The following is a 26,186-nucleotide window of genomic DNA, read 5'->3' on the forward strand; positions in this document are numbered from 1 at the left end:
GAAGGTAAGGCGGGTCTAGCGGAACAGGGCGCCGAATACGGTGCGGGCCTTGGCGACCTTGGGGGCGATAACCACCTGACAGTAACCGGCCTGTGGATTGCGGGCGTAGTAATTGTGGTGTTTTTCTTCCGCAGGCCAGAATGTAGTGGCAGGCATAATGGCTGTAACAGGTGGCCGCCCCCATAGGTTATCGCGGGTTATTTCGTCCATGACTGTACGCGCCGCCTGTTCCTGCTCGGCGGTCTGATAGAAAATGACGGAACGATACTGTGTGCCAACATCATTGCCCTGCCTGTTCAGGGTTGTGGGATCATGCACGACAAAGAACAGGCGCAGCAGCGTTTCAAAGGAAAGAATGGCCGGGTCCCATTCCAGCCGGATGACTTCGGCATGGCCAGTCTGCCCTGAACAGACCTGTTCGTAGGTCGGGTGTTCTACGCTGCCGCCTGCGTAGCCGGGGGTAACGCTTTTCAGCCCTTTCAGCCCCTGAAAAGCGGCCTCCAGACACCAGAAGCACCCACCACCCAGAACTGCCGTTTCCATCATGATCACTCCTGTTCCATCGCGCAGGGCGTAATGGTTAACGCCCTGTGTGATGGAAGGTTGTGCGCAGTTCAGCCGATCCGCGCCAGTGCTGCACGCAGGCGAACACACTCGCCCTGCTGGGTTTCCAGCCTTTCGCGCATTTCCTGCACGATTTCGGGTTTGGCACGGCTGACGAAATTCTCATTGCCGAGCTTTTTCTCGGTTTTGGAGGCTTCATCTTCAGCCTTGGCCAGATCTTTTGTCAGGCGGGCTTTTTCCACACCCAGATCAATCAGCCCTTCAAGCGGCAGAATAAGGGTCGCTTCGTCTACGATCATCTGGGCTGCCCCATTGGGGATTTCTCCCGCGAGGGTCGTAATTTCAGAAATACGCGCCATGCGACTGACGGAATCCGACCAGCGGGTAACGCGATCCATTGTTTCTGCGCTGGCATCCTTAAACAGAACGGGCGCCATGAGAGACGGCGGAATGTTCATTTCCGAACGAACCGTACGGATTTCCGTGATCAGACGAATGATATGGTCACATTCGCGCTGGGCATCCTGTGCCTCAAGCGGCTGCGGGGGCAGCGGCCACGGGGCGTTGATCAGGCTGCCTTCTTCGCCAAAGCCGAATGCGTGCCACAGCGTGTCAGTAATAAATGGCACGACAGGCTGGAGCAGGCGCAGGATCATGCCCAGAACATGGGCTGCTACAGCCCGGATTTCGGCGGCTTCTTCGGCATTGTCAGAGTTGAAGACCGGCTTGGCAAATTCAAGGAACCAGTCGCAGAAACGGTTCCAGACAAAGCGGTAGCTGGTCTGGGCGTATTCATCAAAACGATAGGTTTCAAGCGCGTTTGTGGCTTCGATAATGGCGGCTTCGGCTTCGGCAATAATCCAGCGGCCAAGGGGCGAGCGTACGGTGTGCGGGTCGAAACCGGGCAGCGGGGCTACCTTGTTCATTTCGCAAAAGCGTGCGGCATTCCACAGCTTGGTCATGAACGCACGGTAGTCTTCCACCCGCTTGCGGCCGAGTTTGACATCGCGCCCGATACCCGTGAGAGCGCAGATGGTAAAGCGCATCGCATCAGCGCCGTAATCATCGATCAGCTCAAGCGGATCAATGCCGTTGCCTTTGCTTTTGGACATTTTCTGGCCGTGCTCGTCGCGCACAAGACCGTGGATGAAAACATGCCGGAACGGCACGTCTTGCATGAAATGCTGGCCCATCATCATCATCCGGGCAACCCAGAAGAAGATGATGTCAAAACCCGTTACCAGCACATCGGTCGGGTAGTAGCGGTTGAGTTCGGGAGTTTTCTCGGGCCAGCCGAGAGTGGAGAACGGCCACAGGGCAGAAGAGAACCACGTGTCCAGCACGTCTTCATCCCGCCGCAGGGGCTGTGCTTCGCCGTAGTGCTGGGTGGCCAGCTTTTGGGCCTCGGCCTCGTCATGCGCGACAAAAACATGCTCATCCGGGCCATACCAGGCGGGAATGCGGTGCCCCCACCAGAGCTGACGGGAAATGCACCAGGGCTGGATGTCACGCATCCACGCGAAAAAAGTATTTTCCCACTGTTTGGGGACAAATTCAGTTTTGCCGGAGGTGACGGCTTCCATCGCCGGGCCAGCCAGTTTGCCGGCATCGCAGTACCACTGCGTTGTCAGGCGCGGTTCGATGACGGCTCCACCGCGTTCCGCATGGGGAACCTGATGGCGGTGTGGTTCGATTTTTTCCAGCCAGCCGGTTTCTTCCAGTTTGGCTACGATTGCCTTGCGGGCTTCTTCACGCGGCAGGCCGGAGAGGGAGCGCACGAAGGCCGGGTCGGCCAGACCGTCCTGTGCGCTCAGTTCCGCCTCGATTTCATCGAGCATGACGCGGGCCTGATCGTCCAGAATCGAGAGCATGGGCAACGCGTGACGGCGGCCCACCTCGAAGTCATTGAAGTCATGAGCCGGGGTGATCTTGACCGCACCGCTGCCCTTTTCGGGGTCTGAATGCTCATCCGCTACGATCGGGATCAGGCGGCCGGTCAGCGGCAGGCGCACAAAGCGACCGATCAGCGCCTTGTAGCGTTCGTCTTCAGGGTGAACGGCCACGGCCGTATCGCCCAGCATGGTTTCCGGGCGGGTGGTGGCAACGGTAATGGTGACATCGTCCAGACCATCCACCGGGTAGCGGATATACCACAGATTGCCTGCGACATCCTTGCTTTCCACCTCAAGGTCGGAAATGGCGGAGCGGAACACGGGGTCCCAGTTGACCAGACGGCGGTCACGGTAAATCAGACCATCGCGGAACAGGCTGACAAAAACCTCGCGCACCGAGCGTGACAGACCTTCGTCCATGGTAAAGCGCTCACGCGGCCAGTCGAGCGAAGCGCCCAGCCTGCGGAGCTGGCGGGTAATGCCACCGCCGGACTCTTCTTTCCATTTCCATACGCGTTCAACAAAGGCTTCGCGGCCCATTGCCTGTCGGGAAGAGCCTTCCGCTCCGACTGCGCGCTCCACCACCATTTGCGTGGCAATGCCCGCGTGGTCGGTGCCCGGCTGCCAGAGCGTATCAAAACCCTGCATGCGTTTCCAGCGGATGAGCGTATCCTGCAGCGTCATGGTCAGGGCATGGCCCATATGCAGGGTGCCGGTCACATTGGGCGGGGGGATCATGATGGTGAAGGGCTGCCTGTCGCTGCCCGGCTGTGCCGAAAACGCCTTGCGGCTTTCCCATAGGTCGTAAAGGCGTTTTTCGGTCTGAGCGGGTTCAAAGGTCTTGTTGAGCATCTTCATCCAACCATAAGCCACGTAAAAAAGGCGGCAGGCATATACTGCCCCGCCATGCAGGACTGTCATTCTCGCGCCGGGACGTATAGGACACGCCCAGCTTAATGGGTATGTCCACAACGTTCCTGCCCCTGTAATGCGCCTGTTGTGTCAGGCTACGGAAACAGCCGCCTGCACCCGAACAGGATTATTGCTCTTTTACCGTGAGAGCGCGGGGCTTGTCACCCTCCCGTACAATGTTTCAGACGCGCTGGTGCGGAGACCCCGTTAAAGGGCAAAGCTGCGGGGCGGAACAAATTCGGGAAGAAGCGGGCATCTGGCTTCTGAAAGACGGGTGAGGATAAAACCATTTGTTCCATCTGGTGCCGGTGTGGCGACAAACAGTTCAGACAGATCGCCCGCCTTGTGGATCAACCCGACCACACGGCCACCAGCGGCAAGCTGCGTATGGCAAAATGCTGGCAGAGTGGGTACGGCACCATCGAAATAGATCAGGTCATAGGGTGCGCGGCTTTCGTCCCCTAGCGGCATGGGGCCGCAGATCCAGTGAATGGAAGGGGTTGCGGCGCAGACCTGCTGCCCCTGTTGGCAAAGGAGAGTATCCGATTCCAAGGCTGTGACCGTAAGGCCTAGCGATGCCAGAAGTGCTGCGCTGTAACCCGTGCCTGCCCCGATAACCAGAGCATGCTGGCCGGGTAGCGGATTGGCTGCCTGCAGGAGCCGTGCCGTAACCAGCGGTTGCAGCAGCACCCTGCCCTCACCCAATGGCAAGCTGACATCGGCATAGGCCAGAGCCTGATGAGCGGGGGGAACGCAGGCCTCCCGGGCAAAAAGGCGCATGGCTTTGAGAATGCGTGGATTGCTGATTTCAGAGGGGCGGAGCTGATCATCCACCATCAGGTTACGCGCCTCGTCCCATTCCTGCGTGCTGGCGGTTGGGTCAATCCTTGTGGCGGCGGGTAACGTCATGGGCGGCCCCTTCTGGTTTTCGCTATTTCATCCAACCCCGGTGGGCGGCATGAATCAACGACTATGTGACATAATGGAAAAAAAAACGCACAACACAACGTCTTGACCAATCAGGCGGAACAGTGGATAAGGCACGGACTGCACCGATGGTCCGGTGGCAGAATGGTGATGTAGCGGACTGCAAATCCGCGTATGTGGGTTCGATTCCCGCCCGGACCTCCATTTTCTTCATGAAAATGGTTTTGCCCAAAGTGGCAGGCACGACAGTGCATAAAACATTCTTCCAGAAATCTTAAGTGTAACAGCACCTCAGGCGCACTCGCTCTGTGGCCGTATTTCTACGCGGTTTTCCGCCATGTGGGTGATGGTAATAAAAAAGGCCGCCCCGGAGAGGGGCGGCCTTCTGAGCGTAAAGCTCAGAACGGTGCGTCGATATCCACAACGTCGATCAGCTTGTGATTGACGAACTCCTTGATACCAAGTCCGATCAGTTCACGGCCATGCCCGGAGCGGGCCACGCCGCCGAACGGCAGGTCTGCCTTGACCATGGTGGGATGGTTGATGAACACCATGCCGGTATAGATGCGCCGTGCAACGGCCACGCCGCGCTCGGTATCACGAGTGAAGACAGAGCCGCCAAGGCCGTAGGGCGAATCATTGGCGATTCGGATGGCATCTTCCTCGCTCTTGGCCCGGTAAAGCTGGGTAACGGGGCCGAAGAACTCCCAGTGACGCGCCGCGTTGTTTTCAAGCCCGGTCACCAGCAGCGGCTGGAAGAACGAACCCTTTTCGGGCACTGGCGCACCGATAACTTCAACCGTAGCGCCCAGCTTGCGGGCTTCTTCCACCTGATTACGCAGATCGTCTGCAGCTTTCTGAGAGGAAAGTGGTGCCAGCGTGGTTTCGGGGGACAGCGGGTCACCTGCACGCAGTTCGGCAACGCCTTTCTTGTACAGTTCCACAAAGCGATCATAGATGGCGTCAGCCACGATCAGACGCTTGGCGGAAACGCACACCTGCCCGGCGTTCCAGTGGCGGCCGAACACGGCCCACTTGACGGCTTTTTCAAGGTCGGCGTCTTCCAGAACGATGAAGGCATCTGCCCCACCGAGTTCCATGGTGGCCTTTTTCAGAGCCTTGCCAGCCGTTGCCGCAACGATGGAGCCAGCGCCTTCGGAGCCGGTCAGCGCCACACCGCACACGCGGGGGTCGTTCAGCACGGTTTCCGTATGGTGGCGGGCGAGGTAGAGGTTGCGGAACGCGCCATCCGGCAGACCAGCTTTTTTCATCAGGTCATCGAAAATGGCAGCGCACTGCGGCACGTTGGACGCATGCTTGAGAAGAACCGTATTACCAGCGGAAAGCTGCGGCGCGATGATACGGGCGATCTGGTAGTATGGGAAGTTCCATGGCTCGATAGCCAGAACAATGCCCTGCGGCTCATGCACCAGCACGGCCTTGCCTTCTTCGGGGTTTTTGACCGGCAGGGCTTCGCTTTTCAGCAGACGCTCGGCATGCTCGGCATAGTATTCGAAGATTTCAGCCGACAGGATCACTTCTGCACGGGCTTCGGTCAGCAGCTTGCCCATTTCGAGGGTGAGCAGGCGTGCATAGTCATCCAGATTGTCACGCAGGATGGTGGCTGCTGCCGTCATGATCTTCGCGCGTTCAGCGAAGGAGGTCTCACGCCAGTTCAGAAACGCGGCATAAGCACCATCAAGGGCGGCCTGCACTTCCTGATCGGTCGCATCGGGAAAAACCTTGAGGGTTTCGCCTGTGTAGGGGTTTGTTGTGGCGTAAGCCATGCTGTTTTGCTCCGTCTTGGTATAACGTAGTGGCAGCATGCGATACTCACGCCGGATACGGTATGGCAAATTCTGTCCCGTTATTGCCTGATCCTGTCACGCAGGAGAGTTTTTTGTGGTAAAATCCGTTTGATTTTACGCCACGCCGTTGCCTTATTGTATCTGTGGCGTGAAGATATGCGCGATTCAGGCAATTGCATGGATGGCGCCTGTCAGGCCATGCCACAGTAGGCGGAACATGATGGATAATCTGGGCGCGTTGCAGTCTCTTGTCCGGCGACACTGTCACCAGCATCGGGTGGCGACCGCTATTCCTGAACTGACCCTGTATAGTGCCGAGGCCGTAAGCGAGCCGCTGACCTTTGTTTCAGAACCGCAGGTGTACGTGATCGTGCAGGGGCGTCAGCAGGTCATGTTGCGCGACAAGGTGTTCGATTACGATGCCAGCCATTATCTGGTGACCGCTGTCGATCTGCCAGTTGCGGGCTGTATTACGCAGGCGACCCCCGAAATGCCATATCTGGCCCTGTGTCTGGCGCTTGACCCGGCCCAGATTGCGGAACTGCTTCTGGTTGTTAATGACAGGCAGGTTGACCCGTATCAGGCCTGTATCATGGGTATGGGGCTCAGTCCGCTCAACAGCAATATTACCGACCCGCTGCTGCGCCTGCTGCGCCTTCTGGATCAGCCAGAGGATATTTCCATCCTTAAACCCATGATCATGCGTGAATTGCTGTATCGTATTTTGCAGGGCGATCAGGGCTGCGCCCTCAAGCAGATCGCAACCGCTGGCAGCGCACTTTCGCAGATCAACCGTGCCATACACTGGATGTCACAGCATTATTCCGAACCCTTTGACATTGCCAGTGTGGCGGGGATAGCGGGTATGAGTCTTTCCACATTTCACCGGCATTTTAGGGCGGCCACCAATATGAGCCCGCTACAATACCGCACGCAGCGGCGCTTGCAGGAAGCGCGGCGGCGTATGGTGAGCGAGCATATTGATGCGGCCGAGGCCGCTTTTGCCGTCGGGTATGAAAGCCCCTCGCAGTTCAGTCGCGAGTATCGGCGTATGTTTGGTCGTCCGCCTGCACAGGACGCCCAATATGTTCGTGAGGCGCAGGAAAGCGCGCGCGACCCAAGATAATATCGCGCGCAGCGGGGTGGCTGTTCAGGCCCGGTCTTTCTGCCCTACGGCCAGTCCAAGCAGGATACGTTCACGTAGGCTTTGCGGCACCAGCCGTGTCAGCACTTCCAGAACACGGAACGGCCATGGGAAAACATAGACAGGAAGTTTGCGTTCGATCGCACGGGCGCAAAGCCTGGCTGCTTTTTTGGGGGACACAAGGAAAGGCCGTGGGCCTTCAAGGCGCTGGCTCATGGGGGTATCGACAAACCCCGGGGCAAGCAGCGTGACAGCAATCTCATGCTGCCGCCAGCCCAGTCCGGCGGCTTTGGCAAAAAAGGCCAGCCCTGACTTGGAACTGCTATACGAAGCCGCGAAAGGCAGTTCATAAAACGCCGCAACAGAACCGAACAGCGCGATACGCCCGCCCCCACGCTGCGCCATGCCCTGTGCCGCAGCCGTAGCCAGAGCGACAGGCGTAGAATAATTGACCTGAGCCAGTTGCAGAACTTTTTCTGGGTCTTCCGTTGTGGTGTCCGGGGTTTGAATGTCGGAAAGACCGGCTCCCAGAATAACCAGATCTGGTGTGCTGGCAGCATCATCCGCGCGATAGGCGTTTAAAGCCGCCTGCCCATCACACAAATCCACCTGTCGGGTTTGAACGCTCGCCCCCATGCTACGGCACTGTGCTGCAAGGTCAGCCAGTTTCTGGCCGTTGCGCCCCCATAAAAGCAGCGTGCGGCCGGGGGCCGCATAGTGGTGTGCAAGCTCTGCCCCAATGCCGCCAGAGGCACCGGTAATCAGGATAACACGGGGGGCATAAGGCGCAGTTGTATCGGATTTCAATATTTTTTCCTTTCCCATCGAGGCGGAATAAGGCATCACCCCTGAGGTTTTTACCCGCAGATGACGGAGTGGCAATGTCTTCCCCGATTCAGATCACCGTATCTCCTGTTTCGGGATCTCGTCAGCTTTCGACCTTTATAAAGCTTCCGCGCCGCCTTTACGATGGCCTGCCCGGTTACGTGCCGCCGCTGGATATGGAAGAGCGTGATCTGCTCTCCCCCCGCAAATCGGCGTTTTATGATCATGGCTTTGGCTGTTATTTTCTGGCTTGGCGCAATGGCGTGCCGGTCGGGCGTATTTCCGCTCAGATCGATGCGCTGGTGCTGCGTCAGCCCGGCCCGCGTACCGGCTTTTTTGGCGCGTTGGACACGGTTGATCCTGATTGTGTTGCCCCTCTTCTTCAGGCGGCAGAAGCATGGCTGAAAACGCGGCAGGTCGAGCGTATTCGTGGGCCGTGGACCCTGAATAGCAACGGGCAGTCCGGTATCATGGTCGAAGGTCAGAACGAAATTCCCATGATCAGCACGCCCTGGCACCCGGCCATGCTGGGTGATGCGGTGGAAAAGGCGGGCTATGCTCGCGCTATGGATCTTCTGTCCTATCGGATGGAAACCGGCCCGGCGGCGGAGCAGGCCAACCAGCTCCCCCCGCGCCTGCGTGACCGGATGGGCAATATCCGCATGCGTGGTCTGCGGATGGACCATATTAATGAAGATGCCGAAATCCTGCGCGATATCTATAACGATGCGTGGTCTGATACGTGGGGCAACGTACCATTGACCCAGCGTGAAGTGCAGGGTCTGCTCAAGGCGCTCAAGCCTATTTTGCGTTCAGAGCAGTATGTTCTGGCCGAAGTGGATGGAGAGCCTGCGGCTATCGCACTGGTTGTGCCCAACATGTTTGATGTTGCGGGCGATCTGGGCGGCTCGCCTTCGCCTTTTGGCTGGCTGCAACTCGCCACCCGTGTTGCTCGGCATGAATTCTCGTCGGCCCGCGTTGTGCTGCTGGGCGTGCGTAAGAAGTATCTTGGCACGGCGCTACGGGCCATGCTGCCAGTTCTGATTATTGACGAGCTGATGCGTCGTGGTCATGCCCTGCCCTATCGTACGATTGAACTGGGTTGGGTGCTGGAAAGCCATGAGGGCCTGCGCGCCCTTATCGAGCGGATTGCGCCGCAGCCGTACAAGCGTCATCGTATGTATGAAAAGCTGCTCGCCTGAACGGATCGTCGCGGGAACTATCGGAGCCACCTACTAAAGGTGGCTCCACCCTCCCCGGCTGAAAGCCACGGGAACGCCTTCCTCATCAATAACCTGAACGCCTGATTGCCCGTGATCTGGTGCGCTAAATGCGCCAATGCGGGTTAGGGTAACCGGCCCATGTGGTGTCTGCACGCAGCCGCTCTTAAGGAGTGCTGGTTCGTGCTCGGGCGGAATCGCCATCAGAATTTCGTAATCATCCCCACCAGTCAGGCAGGTTTCGCGCCATGTCTGGCCGGTTGCGCGTGCAGCATGGGAGAGCGGTACATCCGCCGCCCGGATTGTAACGGTCAGCCCGTTTTCGCGTGCCAGATGTCCCGCATCCTGCACCAGCCCGTCAGAAACATCCATGGCGGCTGAAGCCAAGCCGTAAAGCGGCAGGCCAATACGGGGTTCGGGGGTATGGTAGCGCCGCGCCAGCACCCCGTCGGGATCAGCCAGCTTGCCGAGCAATGCCTGTAGGCCGAGGGCGCCATCGCCAATTGTGCCCGTAACCCACAGCCCATCTCCAGCCTGCGCGCCGCGCCGCTGGATGGCCTGCCCCGGAATGACAGAACCGATGATGGTCAGGGAAAGAACCAGTGGTCCTTTTGTGGATGTGGTGTCCCCCCCCATGAGGGTCAGGCCAAACCGCTCCTGATCGGCTTTCAGGCCGCGACTGAATGCTTCAAACCACGCATCGGTAATGTGCGGAGGGCGCGCCAGTGTCAGCAGCCAGCCTTCAGGCCGTGCACCCATGGCCGCCAGATCCGACAGGTTGCAGCGCAGTAGCTTGCCGCCGATCGTATCCGGTGGGTCTGAAGAGAGGAAATGCACATTTTCGACCATTGCATCGGCCGCCATGACCAGTTCACGCCCCTGTGGTGGGGTGAACAGCGCGGCATCGTCGCGCAGATCAAGGGCGGCGGGGCCAGCTAGCCCCGCGAAGCAACGGCGGATAAAACTGAACTCTCCGGGGAGGTCAGTCAGGCTGGCTGTCCGCTGTTGTGTCATGACCGTCTGCCGCGTTCATCTGCTTGAAGACCGTATCCAGCACGCCATTGATCAGGCGTGGCTCGTCTCCTGAAAAGAAGCCGTGCGCAACATCCATGTATTCGTTGATCAGCACTGCTGCGGGGGCATCGCCGGAGCGGGCTTCCGCAATGGCGGCCATCAGCAGGGCGCGCAGGACGGGGTCAAGCCGTTCGATAGGCCATGTAGCCGGCAGCGTTTCGCTGATGGTCTGGGTCAGGCTGGTGTGGGCTGAGACCGTATCGCGTACAATCGTGTTGAACAGGCGCGTATCCGCTTCGGGAATGCAGCCATCATCATAGCTTGAACCGTCAAGCGTTGTGCCGAACCGGTGCAGCAGAAACTGTTCGATGACACTATCGGGACGATCACCATTCTGTTCAATCTGGAACAGTGCCTGTACAGCCGCCAGCCGCGCGGCGGTGCGTGGCCTGCTGGCTGGTGTCAGCCGTGGTTGATCTTGTAATCCTGTCATCCGTCTCTCCTGCCGCGTGGGTGCGTTTCATGACGCTTTTATGCCGCAAGGTCTAGCTTTTTTCTGCATCATGCTGCGGATGGGTTTCCATCAGGTTGAGAATTTCCGAGAAATCCCGCGCCTCACGAAAATCCCTGTAAACGCTGGCGAAGCGGACATACCCGACACTGTCAACTTCCTTGAGGGCATCCATGGCCAGTTCCCCTACTTGCGCAGTCGTGACTTCGGTTTCGCCGCTGGCTTCAAGCTGGCGGACAATGCCGGTAACAATCTGTTCGATCTGCTCTTCCGAAACCGGGCGTTTACGCAGGGCGATGCGGATCGAGCGTACGAGCTTTTCGCGTTCGAACGGAGTTCGGCGGCCGTCATGTTTGACGATAACAAGTTCGCGAAGCTGTACGCGTTCAACCGTGCTGAAACGCTGCCCGCAGGAAAGGCAGGCCCGCCTGCGCCGGATGGCCGAGCCTTCCTCGTTCGGGCGGCTGTCTTTAACCTGACTGTCGTGGTGTCCGCAGAAGGGACAACGCATGATGATGACACCCTTTCCTTAGGCTGGTGCCCAGAGCATTTCCCGACGAGGCGTGAAACGTTAGAAACCTATCAGATAAGGGGTTTGGCCTGATGCGTCCATAGTGGACTGCTGTTACAGCCCATGCATGGCAAGGACGTCCAGCACGGCCTCGCCATAGCGTTCGAGTTTGGAGCGCCCGACCCCTTTTATGTCGCCCAGCATATCAAGATCCTGCGGTTTTTCCATTGCGATGTCCCGCAGGACGGAATCGTGGAAAATGACATAAGGCGGAATTTCCTGTTCCTGAGCTTCTTCCCGGCGCCATTTGCGCAGGGCGTTGAACAGGGCCTGGCTTTCCGGTTCAAGCTCGGGGCCATCGCCCGCGCCACCCGTGCGCCGGGTATTCTGTTCGGCTGTCGGGCGCAGGGGATCGGCCCTGAGGTGGATGGCTTCTTCTCCGCGCAGGATAGGCCGGGCGACAGGCTGGTTGAGGGTCAGCCCACCAAACCGTCCTTCGGTTTTCAGCGCCCCTCTGGCAATGAGCTGACGGGTGATGCTGCGCCAGTAGGTTTCGCTCTCTTTCTGGCCGATGCCCCAGACCGAGAGCTTGTCATGTCCATGTTTTTGCACGCCTTCTGTCATCCGGCCCCGCAGCACACTGATAACATGCAGTGCGCCAAAGCATTCTCCTGTCCGGTAAACGGCGGACAGGAGCTTGCGGGCGGCTTCTGTGCCGTCGAAAGTCAGAACCGGGTGGAGGCAGTTGTCGCAATGGCCGCAGGGCTGTTCCAGTTCTTCGCCAAAGCAGTGCAGCAAGGCCCGTGTGCGGCAACCGGTGGTTTCGGTCAGGGCAATCATGGCTTCAAGCCGCGCGCTCATGATGCGTTTTTCAGACTCAGGTGCTGCTGACTGATCCAGCCAGTAGCGGGCGCGGGCCATATCCTCGCCCCCGTAAAGCAGTACGGTTTCAGATGGCAGGCCATCACGCCCGGCACGCCCGATCTGCTGGTAATAGGCTTCGGGCGATGCTGGCATGTCCAGATGGATGACAGACCTTACATCTGGGCGGTCTATGCCCATGCCAAAAGCGACGGTGGCAACGATAACCAACGGTTCGCCTGAACGGAAACGGAGCAGGGCTGCCCGTTTTTCCTGCGGTGATAACCCCGCATGATAGGCCAGTGCGGCCCAGCCTTTTTCCTGTAGGGAGGCCGCAATCCGCTCCGTTCTGGCCCGACTGCCGCAATAGACGATGCTTGCTGCGTCTCTATGGCGTTCCAGCACGCTCGTAAGCTGTTTAATCTCGGAGCCTTTGGGTAGGGCTGCGATATTCAGGTTGGGCCGGTGAAAGCTGGAGACCAGAATTTCGGCCTGCGGCATATCCAGCGCGGTCAGAATATCTTCTCGCGTCCGCTCATCGGCGGTAGCCGTCAGGGCAATGCGTGGCACGGCGGGAAAGTGCCGTGGAAGCGCTGTCAGGGCACGGTATTCAGGCCTGAACTCATGCCCCCAGGCTGAAATGCAATGGGCCTCGTCAATAGCAATGACAGACAGCGGGATACGCGTCAGCCTGTCCAGCGTGCCAGAGGAGAGCAGGCGTTCGGGCGAGATGTAGAGAATATCCAAGCGGCCGGTCGCCATGTCCGCGCGGATTTGCGAGGCCTCATGGGCTTCAAGCTCGGAATGCAGGGCCGCTGCCTTCAGACCCAACTGGCGCAGGGCTGCAACCTGATCATCCATCAGGGCGATCAGGGGCGAGATCACCAGCCCCATGCCGGAGCGGCACAAAGCGGGTATCTGGTAGCATACGCTTTTGCCTCCCCCCGTAGGCATGAGTACCAGCGTGTCATGACCGCGCATGACGCTGTCCACGGCCTGCGCCTGAAGGCTGCGGAAGTCATGAAAACCAAAAACGGCCTGCAGAACTTCCTGTGGGGTCTTATCGGTAAACCGATCACGCCACGGCCCGGAGTAATCGGGTAAATTGTCAACCGGTTCGGTTGAAGCAGGGGGGATGTCGTCCAACATTCCGGCCTAGGCTACGGCAGCTTTGGCAAGCCCGCCTGAAAGACGCCAGATCCTGTCGAGTTTTTCAACGCCGGTCAGCCTGTGTGCGATCAGGATTACTGTGCGGCCAACGGTCACAGCATTGAGCGTGGTCAGGAACTCCTGCTCGGTCTGGGCATCCAGACCGGTGGCGGGCTCATCCAGCACCAGAATGGGGGCTCGGGTCAGCAGAGTACGGGCGAGTGCAATACGCCTTCCCTGCCCGCCTGACAGGCGCAGGCCGCCTTCTCCCAGCCAGGTATCCAGCCCTTCAGGCAGGTTCCGCACGACATCGGCAATGGCGGCCTGTTCCAGTGCTTTCCAGAGATCGTCTTCCGATGCGTCCGGTCTGCCCAGCAACAGGTTGGCGCGGATCGTGTCATCAAACAGATGGGTGGCTTGTGATAGCCATGCCATCTGCGCCCGCAGTGCATCGGGGTGAATCTGGCTGATATCCACCCCGCCGAGGGTGATATGGCCCGCCTGTGGGGTGGCGGCACGCAGGAGCAGAGCAGCCAGACTGGACTTGCCTGCCCCGGACGGCCCCAGCAGGGCAATCCGGCTACCAGCCGGGATATCGAGTGTCAGGCCATCAAAAATCCACGGCCTGTCATCATTCCAGCGAAACCGGATACCCTCAAAACGGATGTCAGTGCCCTGTGGTACATTTTTGCGTTGCTGCGCCGCAGGCATGGGGGGGGCTGTTGTTGCAACTTCGACAACACGGCGGGCGGCCGCTCCCATGGCACCGGCCTGCAAGCCTGCTCGTGTCAGGGTTGCAGCACTCTCAAAGGCGGCAACCGTCAGAAACAGTGCAGCCACCCCACGGAGCGGAGAAATGGGGAAAATAATGCCCGCAATGGCGAGGAGGATAAGGAATGTGGCGAGCTGGGAGGCAATAAAGGCTCCAGCGCTGGCCAAAGCCATACGGCGGGCCTGCACCATCTGGCTTTTGAGCAGGGAAGAATCAGCCGCCTGCACATGGGCGAGCATACGCCCTTCCGCGCCAAAGGCCCGAATTTCACGCAGGCCGGAAACCAGATCCAGAACCGATATGCGCAAATGAGCCAGATCATGGGTCAGGCGCGCCGCTCCCTCTCGCCCGCTACGGGCGACAGCCCACGGTACGACAAAGGCACAGAAAGCAAATAGAACGCCAATAACGCTAGCAAGAGCGGGGCTGCTGCCGCCAATCATGACAACAAGCACAGGAAGTGTCAGGCAGGCGCAGGTAAATGGGATGACAATCCGCAGATAAAGTCCGTCGAGTGTGCCAATATCAGAGACAAGGCGAGAAAGCATGTCGCCAGCGCGTCGGAACCCAAGCCCCGCAGCCGCTCCGCGCGCCAGAGAGCGGAAAAACCAGACGCGCAGCGCAGCAAGGGCGCGAAACATGGCGTCATGGGCAAAAAGCCGTTCGGAATAGCGCAGGATCACGCGCCCGGCACCCACCCATTTTAGCAAAACTGTGGTGACCACCAGCTCACCCAGCACACAACCGGCCAACCGCAGGCCCGATGCGCGCATGAGCAGCAGGGCGCATAGCAGGCCCATAAGGGCAAGGCCACAGCCGATCAGCAGGCGTATGGACTGGCCGCGCCAGAGGTGAAAAATGCTCAGGATGGCCTGACGGTCAGAAAGTGGGGCCGATCTGGTGCGCGGGGCGCTGTTTGTATCCGCGCTCATGCCCGGGATGCTCCCTGCCTGTTAATGATTTGGCCGTGCTGCAGGTCTATCCGCCGCCCTTTGAACAGATGCGCCACGGCGGAATGCGTAGCCAGCACCACCGTACGACCGACAGCCAGACGCTGCAGGCTTTCAAACACGTTCTTTTCGGTGGCGGGATCAAGATGGGCCGTTGGCTCATCGAGCAGCAGGACAGGTGTATTTTTCAGATAGGCACGGGCAATGGCGATCCGCTGGGCCTGACCGCCAGACAGGCCGAAACCGCCCTCCCCTATGCGCGTTTCAAGTCCATCGGGCAGGTCTTTGAGGAATGTATCGACCGATGCCGAGCGGATTGCAGCGTTCAGAGATTCTTCATCGGCATCAGGCCGGGCGAACAGAATATTGTCGCGCAGGGTACCCGCAAAGAGCACGGGCCGTTGCCCGATCCATGACACCATGCGCGAGAGCGCATCCGGTACGATGGTAGCCAGCGGTGCGCCGTTGAGCAAAATGCGGCCTTCATCAGGTTCGATAAAGCCCAGCAGCAGTTCCATGATGGTGGATTTTCCCGAACCGGAAGCCCCCGCCAGCACAAGGGTTTCTCCTGCCGGAACAGTAAAGCTGATATGCTGGAGTGCTGGGCCTCGGGCGGGGTCCCATGTAAAGCTGACATTATCAAACGCCAGCATAATGCCATGTGCCTGAACTGTGCGGGCACCATCGGGCGCGGGTACGGCACGGGCTTCTGGCAGGTCAAGAATGGCGGATGCGGCACCTTGGGCGTGGGCGCGATCCTGATAGGCCAGCGCCAGCGCGCGCAACGGGGCAAAGAACTCCGGCACCACCAGTAGCGCGAATAGTCCGGCGGTTACGCTGTGCTCAAAGCCCGGAGCAAAGCCCTGTGCCTGCATGCTCAGGGCAATTCTGCCTTCCATGATAGCCAGCAGGATAAGGGCTGTGACCATGGCGCAGTCGATCGTGGCTGAGGACAGGAAAGCAACCCGCAGCACTTTCATGGTGCGGACACGTAGTTCCTCGGCAGCCTGCGCTAGCTTGCGGGTTTCATCCTCCGCCCGGCCAGCCAGTACGATTGTGGCAATGCCGCGAACACGGTCAAGAAAACGGGATTGGAGGCGCGTCATGGCCAGAAACTGATTGCGTGAAGCCACGGCGGCTCCAATGCCGAATAGAGCCTGCCCGACCGGGACAACAAGCCCGCATAGGCCAAGCACAAGGGCGGCACGGGGTTGTACGAGCCCGACAGGCACGAGAATGGCGAGAGGCGTTGCAATCCATAATGTGGAGGCCGGGATCCAGTGACCGAAGAAGCCGTCCAGCGCTTCAATGCGGTCAACCACGGTCATGGCCAAAGCCCCGCTGGACGTGCGGCGTAAAAGAGCCGGGCCACCTGTGAGCACTGAGGCCAGAACAGAGGCGCGTAGGCGGCGGCGGGCTATTATGCCAGCACGCGCGGCGCTGATGTCCATTCGAATCGTCAGGAGCGCTCTTGTCAGGGCAAGAGCGGGAAACAGGACAAAAGGCCAGACAGGGAAAGCCCCTGTGGCCGCACCTGTGCGCCAGCCTGTCAGGGCGTGGGCCAGAATGACAGCCACACACCAGATTTGGCCAATGCCTGTAAGGCTGGAGAGCAGCCCGTAACAGACGACGGGGCGCGCCGCAGCCTTGCCCAGCCGTGTCTGCGCGCGTGTCCAGCCGCGTAATGCTGCTTTTTCAGTACTCATGGGCCGCCTTTATATCGCCCTCGATATGCCCTCACCAGTCCGTAATGTCATAAACTGGTGCAAAGGGGGTATGAAAGAGACGATCAGGCTCTACGGTCTGTCATGCTCGGCGGCGTTATCATCCTCTTTCATCGGGATGGTCAGGGTAAACTGAACGCCATCACGGCCGGAATAATCCATGACGCCACGCAACTGGCGCACAAACCCTTGGATCAACCGCAGGCCAATCCCCTGAGAGCGAGATTCCTCATTCAGGTCAAAACCCACGCCATCGTCACCTATATAGAGGGTGACTTGATGCTCATCACGGTGCAGGCGCATGGTGATGGTGCCGCGCCGCTTGTCGGGGAAGGCGTATTTTATGGCATTTGTCACCAGTTCCGTGACAATGAGCGCCAGCGGAACGGCCTGATCCGGGTCCATCCAGAAATTATCACAGGCGATATCGAGCGTGACCCGCCCTTCCTCATACGCGCCTGCGATATGGAGGGTCTGCTCACACAGTTCCTTCAGAAAAACCGCCATGTTCAGGCTGGTGAGCGTATCTTCCGCGTAAAGAGTGCGGTGTAGCGTAGCCAGAGCGCGAATTCGGTCACGCGCAAGGGCGAATTCCGCGCGCGCTTCGGGGTTGGATATCTGGTTGGCCTGCAAATTCAGCAGCGATGCAACAATCTGAAGGTTGTTTTTGACGCGGTGGTGGATTTCTTTCATCAGCAACGCCTGATGCGCGACGGCTTTCTTCAGGCGGTTTTCCTGCCGGGAAAGCCTGCGCGTTGCTCTGGTGAAAGCCTGCCCAAGCCTTTGCAGTTCAAGCGGCATGCTGCGGGTTATGCGGGCATCAAACACTCCCTCCATCTGCCATTTCTGCACAGAATAGGTGAGCCTGCGTAGCGGCCAGACGAGCACGATATTGGCTGCCAGAGTAACCCCGACCAGACCGGCAGCCAGAGCAAACAGAATGGCTGCAATCTGGAATACCATGTTGCGCAGGGCTTCTTTTTCCAGAGGGGTTCTCTGGGTCGCGATCAGGATATCAGCCCCACCGGCAATGGGGCCGAGCGCATACCCCCCTTGGGGAGAGGACAGGGAAACCGTGCCGTGGCCCTTGATCTCGAGCTGTTCCTGCAATGTTCTGACGAGATCGGGTGGTGGTGTTTCCCATCGACAGTCTGTGCAGACTGGCGTCAGCTCCCCGTTATGCATGAGCAGCCATGCCTGTACGGGGTTGGCATTGTCAGAGAAAACCTCCCACCCCGAACTGTTGCGTAGATAGGTGCTGGGGCGCGAAATCTGGATAATGCCCATCAGATAGCCATGAGATTCCGGCACATCGAGAAACTGTGCGGGCACAGTAATCCGCAGAAAAGCGCCGTTATCTTCCGTGTTGCCGCTTTTCTGTACGGCTTCAAGCAGGGTGCCATGTACCGTGCCCGGTGGGGCAAGTTGCCCGACATCCGCGCAGGACGGCCCCTGCGGTGCTACAGCGGCGATGACCTTGCCGCCTTCATCCAGAATGGAAAGAGAGCAGTAACGCTGACCGCTGATGGTTTCGGCCAGTTTCAGAGCATGCACGATCTGATCGGGGGTCAGATCCATGTTGCCGATGGTTTCCAGTGCGCTGCGTAGCCTGTCTGTATCATGCAGGAACTGCTGATCCAGATTTTGAATGGCATCGACAGCTCTCTGGGCACTACCGGTCATGAGTTCGCGGTAATTACGGAGCGCCAGCGTGGAGGCGATAACCATGACCGGGATAGCGGAAAGACAGATCAGCATGCGCATGCGTGCGCTTGTGGTGCTAAAAAACCGTCCGGGCATCGCCAGCATACTTTGCATGAAGTGCCTGATGACGACGAACAGGCATAGAAAAAATTTCAAAGACCCTCAGTCCTGCTTTTCGCGATCTTCCTGAATAAGGCGAAGCAGTTCTTCCGGCATGGGTTCATTCACAACATCATCAAACAATTGGTGCAGGCCACGCTTGAGCCAGACATCAAAGGCCTGATCGCCCTGCTTTTTTTTTGTTTTTCGGGCGGGAGGCGTGTCTGTCATGCGTGTTCTCAACCTGAACTCCAGCCTGTGCTCTTCCGGTGGTGCCGAATTGCCCCACCCCGCCCCCGGGGCGCAGAATGCCACAACTTCTCTGGTTTGGAGCCCTGCTCTGGCCATGGTGTTAGATCCCCGCCGCTACAGCGCCGGTTCTGCTTTGTTCAAGTGTGCCATGCTTCAGTCCGTTTCGCACGGGGCTGAGGCATTTTTTTTCGCGAGGAAGTCCTTTTCCCGCCATATTTTTCACATTTTCACGTCGACCCGTAGCAGGCGAATCCGCTGTCAGCCATGTTTCAAGCTGGCGGCGTGCGCGAAACACTCGGCTTTTGGCAGTACCTACGGCGCAGCCCGAAATTTCGGCCAGTTCCTGATAGCTCATGCCTTCCAGCACGCCCAGCACCAGCGCTTCGCGCTGGTCATCAGGCAGCCGGGCCAGAGCGGCATCAAGCTCCTGCAGGGCCAGGCGGTCATCATGCCGGGCACCAACGGCCAGCAGGGACTGGGGCGTATCATCAATATCGGTTGTTTCGCGCTTTTTGCGCAGGTCTGAAATAAAGCGGTTTCTGAGAATACGGTGCATCCATGCACCAAAATTCGTGCCGGGAATGAAGCTCGCCTGTGCGGAAAGCGCATTGCAGACAGCGTCCTGCACCAAATCTTCAGCCATGGCGCGGTTGCGGGTTAGTGCCAGAGCCTGCACGCGCAGCTTTGGCAGAATATTAACGATCTGGTCGTGAAAGGTATCCGACATTGTTGTGTTCTCCGGAATTTCGTTCCTTCTGGAAAAGAAATGCCCGGCACGGCGCAAAGGTTACATGCGGCAAAAAAATATTTTGAACGGAGGCGCACCTCCTTACTCCGTAAGCGTTTTATCCTGTCCCGGTCGCGTTTCATCCAGCAGGGTGCGTAGCGTGGCCCGTGCGCGCGAAACGCGGGCTTTCATTGTGCCGATTCCAACACCACATATGGCTGCGGCCTGCGCGTATGTCATTTCCTGTGCGCCAATCAGAACCAGAGCCTCGCGCAACAGGGGGGAGAGTTGCCATAAAAGCTGTTCGAGTTCGTTCAGGCTGTCCGCCTGTCCGCCTTCATCATGAGTGGCCGTGTTGGCGTCATGGGCATAATGTTGAAGGAGCGCAGTTTCTTTTTTTCCGCGCCGGACCTGTTGGAGAAAAAGGTTACGCAGGATCGTGAAGCACCAGCCCCGCATATTGCTGTCAGGCCCGGGCTGGAAGCTGTGCATGTTCGACAGGGCGCGCAAAACCGTTTCCTGCACCAGATCGTCCGCCAAAGCGGGATCGCGCGCGCAAAAGCGTGCAAAGCCCCGCAAAGCAGGCACAAGAGCCATAAGTTCGGCCCGAAATGCCTGTGAAGACAGCGGAAATGGCGGGTTGGTGTCATGTGTCAGAGCGGATACCTCTTTCAGCAGAGTGCTTGCCGTGTCATCATTGCGTCAACGAATATAAATGTCTTGACCCTTTGCAGCAGGAGAATCGCCATGTCAGAGTCGCTACGAGACGGCCTGATTCAGGCCCTCCCTTATGGCAGACGTTATGCGCGGGCGCTAACGGGTAGCCAGCCAGCAGGAGATCTGCTGGTAGCGGAAAGCCTGCGCGGGTTGTCCCTGCAGCGGCCTATGGATGGGCTTTCCCCCCTGCAGCAGCTTTATTGGGCAATTTCACGGCAATATGAGCCCGCCTCCCACGCCCGGGCGCCCTATGCCAGCGCGCTTTCCTTACGTCAGCGCCAGTTGTTGCTTCTGACTACGCTGGAAGAAGTTGCGGTGGATGTGGCAGCACAGGTGTTGGAAATTTCTTCAGACACGGCTCGGGCCGAACTGGATGAGGCTCAGGCCCAACTGCACAAAGGGGTGCAGACATCCGTGCTGATTATCGAGGATGAGCCGATTATCGCCATGGATATCGAACAGCTTGTCCTGCAATGCGGGCATAAGGTTGCTGGTGTTGCACACACGCAGGCCGATGCGGTGCAGATTGCTCTTAAGACCCGACCGGGTCTGGTTCTGGCTGATATCAACCTCGGCCCCGGCGGTGATGGTATGGCTGCTGTCATGGAAATTACCACCGGTTTTGAAGTGCCGGTCATATATGTAACAGCCTATCCTGAGCGTCTGCTGACCGGCGAGACCATGGAGCCCTGCTTTGTCATAACAAAGCCTTTTGATCCGCTGACCCTTGCCGTGGCGACCTATCAGGCCGTAAGCAGTGCGAGCCTGACCCAGGCCTGAAACATCAGGTGCCGGGCGGGTTTGTAGTCACAGAACCCGTTACCGGCAGGCGATACTTTCATGGCGGCACCCCCTCTTCTGTCCTTGCAGGACATCTCCCTTACCCTTGGCGGCAAGCCGTTGCTTGCTGGAGCTGGCTTTGCCGTCGGGCGGGGTGAAAGGCTGTGTCTTGTCGGGCGGAACGGGTCTGGCAAATCCACCTTGCTTAAAATAGCCGCGGGGCAGATCCAGCCTGATTCAGGTGTGGTGTTCCTGCAACCGGGGGCTCGTCTCAGCTACCTGCCACAAGAACCAGACCTGAGCACTCACCCAACGACGCTTGATTATGTGCTTGCGCAGATTGCCGACCCTCAGCAGGAGTGGCGGGCTACGGCCATGTTGGGGGCATTGGGGCTGAGCGGACAGGAAAATACCTCTACCCTTTCGGGTGGTGAGGTGCGCCGTTGCGCTATTGCAGGGGTGCTGGCTGCCGCTCCGGATGTACTGCTGCTGGATGAACCAACCAACCATCTGGATATGCCCAGCATCGAATGGCTCGAGCGTGAGTTGTTGGAACTCGGTACGGCCCTGGTTATCATCAGTCATGACCGTCGTCTGCTGGCCACGCTATCGCGGTCGGTTATCTGGCTTGATCGCGGTATCAGCCGCAGGCTGGATGAGGGCTTCGCCCGTTTTGAAGCATGGCGTGAGGAGTTGCTGGAGCAGGAGGAGCGTGATGCTCACAAGCTCAACCGGCAAATCGCGCGTGAAGAAGACTGGATGCGCTATGGTGTGACCGCCCGACGCAAGCGCAATGTCCGGCGCGTACGCGAACTGGCTGGCCTGCGTGCGACACGGCGTGAAACCGTGCGGGCAGCGGGCACTATTACGCTCAACGCACAGATGGCAGGCCCATCAAGCAAGCTTGTGGCTGTCGCTGAGGAAGTTAACAAGACGTGGGGCGAGAAACAGGTCGTTCGCAATCTTGACCTGCGTGTGCTCCGAGGCGACCGGCTGGGTATTGTGGGGGCGAATGGCGCTGGAAAAACAACCCTGCTGCGCCTGCTGACCGGGCAGGAAGAACCCGATAGCGGAAAAATTATGCGCGGGCCATCGCTTGAAATGGTGACACTCGACCAGCAGCGCCGAGCGCTCGACCCGTCACGCACTCTGGCAGATACGCTGACTGAGGGCGGTGGCGACATGGTGCAGGTCGGCTCTGAAAAGCGGCATGTCATCGGGTATATGAAAGACTTCCTGTTCCGCCCAGAGCAGGCCCGCACGCCAGTCGGCGCTCTTTCGGGTGGGGAGCGCGGCCGACTTATGCTGGCTTGTGCGCTGGCCAAGCCCTCCAGTCTGTTGGTGCTGGATGAGCCAACGAATGATCTCGATCTTGAAACACTCGATATCCTTCAGGATATGTTGTCCACCTACGAAGGCACTGTTCTGCTGGTCAGCCATGATCGCGACTTTCTTGATCGGGTCGCGACATCTGTGGTGGCGACAGAAGGGGGCGGCGAATGGATCGAATACGCTGGCGGTTACAGCGATATGCTTGTGCAGCGGCAGCAGAAGCCCCTGACAGCAGAAGCGGTTGTGGCACCGGTAGCCAGCCCTAAAGGGGGAGCGCCCTCACGGAGTGCCGCGAAAAAACTGAGTTATAAAGATCAGTACGCACTGGACCGCTTGCCGGAAGAAATGGCGCAGCTTGAAGGGCGGATTGTGGACCTGCGCGAGAAGCTACAGGATGCAACACTCTATAGCCGCGACCCTGCCCGTTTTGAACAATATACCGCCGCGTTGCAGGGGGCTGAAGCTTCGCTTGCGGATTGTGAGGAGCGCTGGCTGGAACTGGAAATGAAGCGCGAAGCCCTACAGGCTGACTGACATTTTTGGGCAGGGATTACCCCTGCCCTTTTGTTCCCTGCGCGGAAAGTATAAAGCCCGCTCCGGTTTCCCGGAGCGGGCTTTATTACTTTATCTGGCGTCAGATCAGAGAGACCTGATCAGAAGTTCCAGATCGCATCGGCGTTGAACCACAGCATGTTATCCATACCGTTGTTGACAACGCCCTGCTGGAAACCACCGCTCGGAGCCTGGTTGAACGGGTGGGTGCCATTGAGCGACTTGTCCAGACGGATTTCCGGCCGGAATGTGAACTGACCAAACGAGACGTGACGGTTGATGAAGTCGGGGCGATAGGTCGCTCCCACAGTCAGTTCGCCATATGTTGTCGGTGCAGCGCCGTAGTAAGGATAAGGCTGGTTCGAGATTGCTCGTGTGAAGGAGGTGAAGCTCGAATATTCAACAATCGTGCCGCCCGTATTGTCACGGAGAATTTCGCCACGAGCATTGAAAGTCAGGTTCGGATTCAGGTCATAAGCGAAGTAAGTGGTGACGCCATAAACGTCATCCCGCAAGGCATCATCATGCAGGTAAGTGCCATCAACAGTGACGGTCATTTTGTCGTTGATTTTATATGATGCCAGGAAGTCTGCATTATACTGCATCAAACCATTCGCATCGGGACCAAGCCCCGCGCTGACGGTGCAGCTTGGGATAACGCCGAGATTGCCCGAGTTGCCACCACAGCTGGGAGAATATTTCGCAAGGCTGTTGTTTTGCTGCGGCCCGAAGTGACCGATGATATGCATGTTCAGCTTGCCATCCATCAGGTTGTTCCAGGCAAAGCCGAAGTAACCCTTGGGACGGTTGTTGTTGCCGGACTGGCCAAAGGACGTGGAGTTACCGGCATCAATGCCCAAAATCCAGTCCATGTGGTCGGTCAGGTGCATGGTCGCAACGATACCGATCGTTTCGAACGGTACGATGTAATCAGATGCATAGTTGAAGGTATAGAAGGGCCGTGTCAGTGCGCCTGTGCCTTCAGAGCCCATCAGGCCGTACATCTGACCAATCTGGACATCAATGCCGTTTTTGAAAATCCAGGGCAGCTTGAAGTCGATATGCGCCTGAGTGGGCACCCACTGGTACAGGCCGTTGAGCGCACCCGAAGCCATGCCGATTGTCGGATCGAAGCGACCGTCCGAACCATACATGCTTTCAAACACAAAACCGATGCCATAGCCATGACCGATCTCTTCCACCGGGTGGGAGAGAGATCCCATGATCTGGTTCATGGTTACGGTATTGGCGCGATCGGCATAGAACTGCCCGAAGTTGCGGCCTGAACTGGTCCAAGGGTTGCCCGTGACACCGGCTTCGACTGTCAAATGGCCTTCAAGGTTGTCCCAGTAGGAGTGCTTTGCACCCGGCTTGCGCTTGAAGATGTTGCCCGTCTGAGCCTTCTCTTCCACAATCTTGTCCTGTTCTGCCGGCGCGAGAGACACCATGGGGCGCTCAGCGTCGTTCAGAGGCTGATCGGGAATCTGCGCGAAGACAGCGGATGGCACGGCTGTAAACAGACTGCCAATACAAAGAGCCAGCTTCAGTTTCCGTTGTTGCTTCACAACTTTATGCACGTTTATCAACCTTTCCCGGTTTCAGAGTGTGGCCAGGAACCTTCTGCCTTGCTTTGGCGTTGCCCCGTAAAGGCTGAAAGAAAATCTTCTCTCAACAAATAATGGGGTTCTCTCCAAGATTTGGCTCGGGTGCTCCGATAATTGAACGCTAGCGGTTTTGTTTCGGAACAGCAACACAAAGATGCCAGTCGAAATGAGGGAAAACCGTGGTTTTCGGTGTTTTTTTAATCGGACGACTAAAAATCGGCTGCTATTTTTCGTGTTGTTGTAAATTTATCACGAAACGAGAAGGTTCTCTCTTGGTCGCGCGATGACAATAGTGCTGTTTGGCAGAAATCCTTGGTTTTCTCTCATGTTTTGCCCGGCTGATCGCACTTGCTGCGACATGCGACCATTATGTCGCATGCCGTGCGGTAATGTCGCATTTAGGTTTGATTGAGCATTTTTTTTGTGGCTGAGATATTGGGTGTGCGCAATATTCACGATGATGATGTGGCTTTTTGTGTATTATCCATGCTGTGGTTGGATGCGGATTGATGGAAGTCAAACGCGCGATCTGCTTCAGAAATAACAATAAAAATAAATTTAATCTAAAATATTTTATTGTATTGTTCCGAATAGTTTTTATTGAGAATTATTTATTAAAAAATTATACTTAAGATGGAAATTTTTTCTTTGTGTGAAATTTTTTTTACAAAGCATCCTCATGATCACCGAGCTTCGTACCTTCCTTGTCGCCGGGCAGCTTGAAAATTTTGCGGCAACCGCAGAGCGGATCGGACTGACACAATCTGCCATCAGCGCGCAGATTCGGCGGCTGGAGCAGGATTTTGGTTACGCGCTTTTTGAGCGCACGGGCCGTTCTGTCCGTTTGAGCCGCGCCGGTGTTGTTGCCATGGAGCAGGCGCGGGAGATTGTCGCGCGGTATGAGCGCATGCGCGATATTGCCCGGAACGAGGCAATCAAGGGGGATCTCGAAATTGGTGTGGCCTCTGCGGGCTATGCCTCGCTGCTGGCAATGGCCATGGAGGAGTTTCTAAAGGTTTTTTCAGAAGTCCATTTTTCCGTCACGGTTGATCGGGAGCAGGCCCTGCTTGCACGGTTGGCGGAGGGCGGGCTTGATATGGCCATCATGGCGCGGCCAGAAGCGCATCTGATGCAAAATCTTGAGTGGCGTCTGCTGCACGCACAACCCTACGTACTTGCTGTACCGCAAAGCACCGGCCCCCTGCCCTGGCGGCACATTCTTCAGACTTATCCGCTCATCCGTTATGCCTGCCGCTCTTTTGCGGGGGATAAGGTGGATGCTTTTCTTAAGGCGCAGAACCTGACAGTGCATGACATCGCCCAGACAGAGGAGATCGGCCTCATTCTGGATATGGTGGCCAAAGAGGCAGGTGTTGCGATTGTTCCATTTTTTTCCAACCTGAGCGGGCACGAGAATATCAGGTTTATTTCCATTCCAGAATTTGTGGAAAAAAAGGAAGTGGGCGTGGTCATGGCGCGCAAAAAGAAAAGCATCGCATTAAAAAAATTTCTCGAATTTCTGACCGATTTTGGCCGTTAATTCCTGCCCGCATCAGTATGTTTTTTCGTCGTCAGGTGTTTGCGGCGTTCGATCCTCTCTTGGCGATAGGTTAGGGAACGCACTAAACAGGCTAT

21 protein-coding genes and 1 tRNA gene are annotated in these 26,186 nt (G+C 57.8%); 6 read left to right on the top strand and 16 right to left on the bottom strand.

The features are described 5' to 3' along the window. Positions 1 to 15: 15 nt before the first annotated feature. From msrA to J2D75_RS03355, 3 genes are all read right to left on the bottom strand, one after another. Positions 16 to 543, bottom strand: coding sequence for a peptide-methionine (S)-S-oxide reductase MsrA (gene msrA, locus J2D75_RS03345; RefSeq protein WP_207852894.1), 528 nt, complete (start codon positions 541 to 543; stop codon positions 16 to 18). A gap of 71 nt (positions 544 to 614) precedes the next feature. Next, on the bottom strand, positions 615 to 3,308 hold the full coding sequence (locus J2D75_RS03350; RefSeq protein ID WP_207852906.1) for a valine--tRNA ligase: 2,694 nt from the start codon (positions 3,306 to 3,308) through the stop codon (positions 615 to 617). A gap of 267 nt (positions 3,309 to 3,575) precedes the next feature. Then, positions 3,576 to 4,277, bottom strand: coding sequence for a protein-L-isoaspartate O-methyltransferase family protein (locus tag J2D75_RS03355; protein ID WP_207852649.1), 702 nt, complete (start codon positions 4,275 to 4,277; stop codon positions 3,576 to 3,578). Positions 4,278 to 4,425: 148 nt separating this feature from the next. Here J2D75_RS03355 and J2D75_RS03360 point away from each other — a divergent pair. Further along, positions 4,426 to 4,499 (top strand) — tRNA-Cys (locus tag J2D75_RS03360). Positions 4,500 to 4,693: 194 nt separating this feature from the next. On the opposite strand, the gene J2D75_RS03365 is transcribed toward J2D75_RS03360, so the two are convergent. Further along, a complete protein-coding gene (locus J2D75_RS03365; protein ID WP_207852651.1) occupies positions 4,694 to 6,082 on the bottom strand; it encodes an NAD-dependent succinate-semialdehyde dehydrogenase in 1,389 nt (462 codons plus the stop codon). Positions 6,083 to 6,320: 238 nt separating this feature from the next. On the opposite strand from J2D75_RS03365, the gene J2D75_RS03370 reads away from it, so the two are divergent. Next, complete coding sequence (locus J2D75_RS03370) at positions 6,321 to 7,229, top strand: AraC family transcriptional regulator (protein WP_207852653.1); 909 nt, start codon at positions 6,321 to 6,323, stop codon at positions 7,227 to 7,229. A gap of 24 nt (positions 7,230 to 7,253) precedes the next feature. On the opposite strand, the gene J2D75_RS03375 is transcribed toward J2D75_RS03370, so the two are convergent. Next, entirely contained in the window at positions 7,254 to 8,054 is an 801-nt protein-coding gene (locus tag J2D75_RS03375) for an SDR family NAD(P)-dependent oxidoreductase (protein WP_243428405.1), read from the bottom strand. A 74-nt stretch (positions 8,055 to 8,128) separates the two neighbouring features. Here J2D75_RS03375 and J2D75_RS03380 point away from each other — a divergent pair, with 74 nt between their 5' ends. Continuing rightward, complete coding sequence (locus J2D75_RS03380) at positions 8,129 to 9,274, top strand: GNAT family N-acetyltransferase (protein ID WP_207852655.1); 1,146 nt, start codon at positions 8,129 to 8,131, stop codon at positions 9,272 to 9,274. Between the two features lie 33 nt (positions 9,275 to 9,307). Here the strand turns inward: J2D75_RS03380 and thiL are convergent, their stop codons facing one another. From thiL to J2D75_RS03430, 10 genes are all read right to left on the bottom strand, one after another. Next, a complete protein-coding gene (gene thiL / locus J2D75_RS03385; RefSeq protein WP_207852657.1) occupies positions 9,308 to 10,306 on the bottom strand; it encodes a thiamine-phosphate kinase in 999 nt (332 codons plus the stop codon). Next, positions 10,275 to 10,799, bottom strand: coding sequence for a transcription antitermination factor NusB (gene nusB / locus J2D75_RS03390; RefSeq protein ID WP_207852659.1), 525 nt, complete (start codon positions 10,797 to 10,799; stop codon positions 10,275 to 10,277). Before nusB ends, thiL begins: the two co-directional genes overlap by 32 nt. Before the next feature lie 52 nt (positions 10,800 to 10,851). Beyond that, positions 10,852 to 11,328 carry a transcriptional regulator NrdR gene (nrdR, locus tag J2D75_RS03395; RefSeq protein WP_207852661.1) on the bottom strand — a complete coding sequence of 159 codons (477 nt, stop codon included), beginning with the start codon at positions 11,326 to 11,328 and terminating at the stop codon, positions 10,852 to 10,854. A gap of 114 nt (positions 11,329 to 11,442) precedes the next feature. Next, positions 11,443 to 13,338, bottom strand: a complete 1,896-nt coding sequence (recQ, locus tag J2D75_RS03400; protein WP_207852663.1) for a DNA helicase RecQ — start codon at positions 13,336 to 13,338, stop codon at positions 11,443 to 11,445. A gap of 6 nt (positions 13,339 to 13,344) precedes the next feature. Continuing rightward, a complete protein-coding gene (gene cydC / locus J2D75_RS03405; RefSeq protein ID WP_207852665.1) occupies positions 13,345 to 15,042 on the bottom strand; it encodes a thiol reductant ABC exporter subunit CydC in 1,698 nt (565 codons plus the stop codon). After that, positions 15,039 to 16,766: a thiol reductant ABC exporter subunit CydD gene (cydD, locus tag J2D75_RS03410; protein WP_207852667.1), complete on the bottom strand. Its 1,728-nt coding sequence runs from the start codon at positions 16,764 to 16,766 to the stop codon at positions 15,039 to 15,041. Before cydD ends, cydC begins: the two co-directional genes overlap by 4 nt. Before the next feature lie 90 nt (positions 16,767 to 16,856). Next, positions 16,857 to 18,548 (bottom strand): histidine kinase dimerization/phosphoacceptor domain -containing protein, encoded by a 1,692-nt coding sequence (locus J2D75_RS03415; protein ID WP_207852909.1) that lies wholly within the window; start codon positions 18,546 to 18,548, stop codon positions 16,857 to 16,859. Between the two features lie 102 nt (positions 18,549 to 18,650). Next, complete coding sequence (locus J2D75_RS03420; protein WP_207852669.1) at positions 18,651 to 18,818, bottom strand: hypothetical protein; 168 nt, start codon at positions 18,816 to 18,818, stop codon at positions 18,651 to 18,653. Positions 18,819 to 18,939: 121 nt separating this feature from the next. Next, positions 18,940 to 19,566: a sigma-70 family RNA polymerase sigma factor gene (locus tag J2D75_RS03425; RefSeq protein WP_207852671.1), complete on the bottom strand. Its 627-nt coding sequence runs from the start codon at positions 19,564 to 19,566 to the stop codon at positions 18,940 to 18,942. A 102-nt stretch (positions 19,567 to 19,668) separates the two neighbouring features. After that, on the bottom strand, positions 19,669 to 20,163 hold the full coding sequence (locus J2D75_RS03430; protein WP_207852673.1) for a sigma-70 family RNA polymerase sigma factor: 495 nt from the start codon (positions 20,161 to 20,163) through the stop codon (positions 19,669 to 19,671). A gap of 150 nt (positions 20,164 to 20,313) precedes the next feature. Here J2D75_RS03430 and J2D75_RS03435 point away from each other — a divergent pair, with 150 nt between their 5' ends. Then, on the top strand, positions 20,314 to 21,063 hold the full coding sequence (locus tag J2D75_RS03435; protein WP_207852674.1) for a PhyR family response regulator anti-anti-sigma factor: 750 nt from the start codon (positions 20,314 to 20,316) through the stop codon (positions 21,061 to 21,063). A 60-nt stretch (positions 21,064 to 21,123) separates the two neighbouring features. Beyond that, positions 21,124 to 22,929: an ABC-F family ATP-binding cassette domain-containing protein gene (locus tag J2D75_RS03440; protein WP_207852676.1), complete on the top strand. Its 1,806-nt coding sequence runs from the start codon at positions 21,124 to 21,126 to the stop codon at positions 22,927 to 22,929. 119 nt (positions 22,930 to 23,048) lie between these two features. Here the strand turns inward: J2D75_RS03440 and J2D75_RS03445 are convergent, their stop codons facing one another. Next, on the bottom strand, positions 23,049 to 24,476 hold the full coding sequence (locus J2D75_RS03445; protein ID WP_408736733.1) for an outer membrane beta-barrel protein: 1,428 nt from the start codon (positions 24,474 to 24,476) through the stop codon (positions 23,049 to 23,051). Between the two features lie 754 nt (positions 24,477 to 25,230). Here J2D75_RS03445 and J2D75_RS03450 point away from each other — a divergent pair. After that, on the top strand, positions 25,231 to 26,091 hold the full coding sequence (locus tag J2D75_RS03450) for a LysR family transcriptional regulator (protein WP_207852678.1): 861 nt from the start codon (positions 25,231 to 25,233) through the stop codon (positions 26,089 to 26,091). Positions 26,092 to 26,186 lie beyond the last annotated feature (95 nt).

The organism is Acetobacter suratthaniensis (assembly GCF_017377745.1).
Classification (GTDB): domain Bacteria; phylum Pseudomonadota; class Alphaproteobacteria; order Acetobacterales; family Acetobacteraceae; genus Acetobacter; species Acetobacter suratthaniensis.

Coding starts and splice junctions, on each gene's coding strand:
- msrA (WP_207852894.1), bottom strand. CDS start 543: ATGGAAACGGCAGTTCTGGGTGGTGGGTGCTTCTGGTGTCTGGAGGCC.
- J2D75_RS03350 (WP_207852906.1), bottom strand. CDS start 3,308: ATGCTCAACAAGACCTTTGAACCCGCTCAGACCGAAAAACGCCTTTAC.
- J2D75_RS03355 (WP_207852649.1), bottom strand. CDS start 4,277: ATGACGTTACCCGCCGCCACAAGGATTGACCCAACCGCCAGCACGCAG.
- J2D75_RS03365 (WP_207852651.1), bottom strand. CDS start 6,082: ATGGCTTACGCCACAACAAACCCCTACACAGGCGAAACCCTCAAGGTT.
- J2D75_RS03370 (WP_207852653.1), top strand. CDS start 6,321: ATGATGGATAATCTGGGCGCGTTGCAGTCTCTTGTCCGGCGACACTGT.
- J2D75_RS03380 (WP_207852655.1), top strand. CDS start 8,129: ATGTCTTCCCCGATTCAGATCACCGTATCTCCTGTTTCGGGATCTCGT.
- thiL (WP_207852657.1), bottom strand. CDS start 10,306: ATGACACAACAGCGGACAGCCAGCCTGACTGACCTCCCCGGAGAGTTC.
- nusB (WP_207852659.1), bottom strand. CDS start 10,799: ATGACAGGATTACAAGATCAACCACGGCTGACACCAGCCAGCAGGCCA.
- nrdR (WP_207852661.1), bottom strand. CDS start 11,328: ATGCGTTGTCCCTTCTGCGGACACCACGACAGTCAGGTTAAAGACAGC.
- recQ (WP_207852663.1), bottom strand. CDS start 13,338: ATGTTGGACGACATCCCCCCTGCTTCAACCGAACCGGTTGACAATTTA.
- cydC (WP_207852665.1), bottom strand. CDS start 15,042: ATGAGCGCGGATACAAACAGCGCCCCGCGCACCAGATCGGCCCCACTT.
- cydD (WP_207852667.1), bottom strand. CDS start 16,766: ATGAGTACTGAAAAAGCAGCATTACGCGGCTGGACACGCGCGCAGACA.
- J2D75_RS03415 (WP_207852909.1), bottom strand. CDS start 18,548: ATGCGCATGCTGATCTGTCTTTCCGCTATCCCGGTCATGGTTATCGCC.
- J2D75_RS03420 (WP_207852669.1), bottom strand. CDS start 18,818: ATGACAGACACGCCTCCCGCCCGAAAAACAAAAAAAAAGCAGGGCGAT.
- J2D75_RS03425 (WP_207852671.1), bottom strand. CDS start 19,566: ATGTCGGATACCTTTCACGACCAGATCGTTAATATTCTGCCAAAGCTG.
- J2D75_RS03430 (WP_207852673.1), bottom strand. CDS start 20,163: ATGGCTCTTGTGCCTGCTTTGCGGGGCTTTGCACGCTTTTGCGCGCGC.
- J2D75_RS03435 (WP_207852674.1), top strand. CDS start 20,314: ATGTCAGAGTCGCTACGAGACGGCCTGATTCAGGCCCTCCCTTATGGC.
- J2D75_RS03440 (WP_207852676.1), top strand. CDS start 21,124: ATGGCGGCACCCCCTCTTCTGTCCTTGCAGGACATCTCCCTTACCCTT.
- J2D75_RS03450 (WP_207852678.1), top strand. CDS start 25,231: ATGATCACCGAGCTTCGTACCTTCCTTGTCGCCGGGCAGCTTGAAAAT.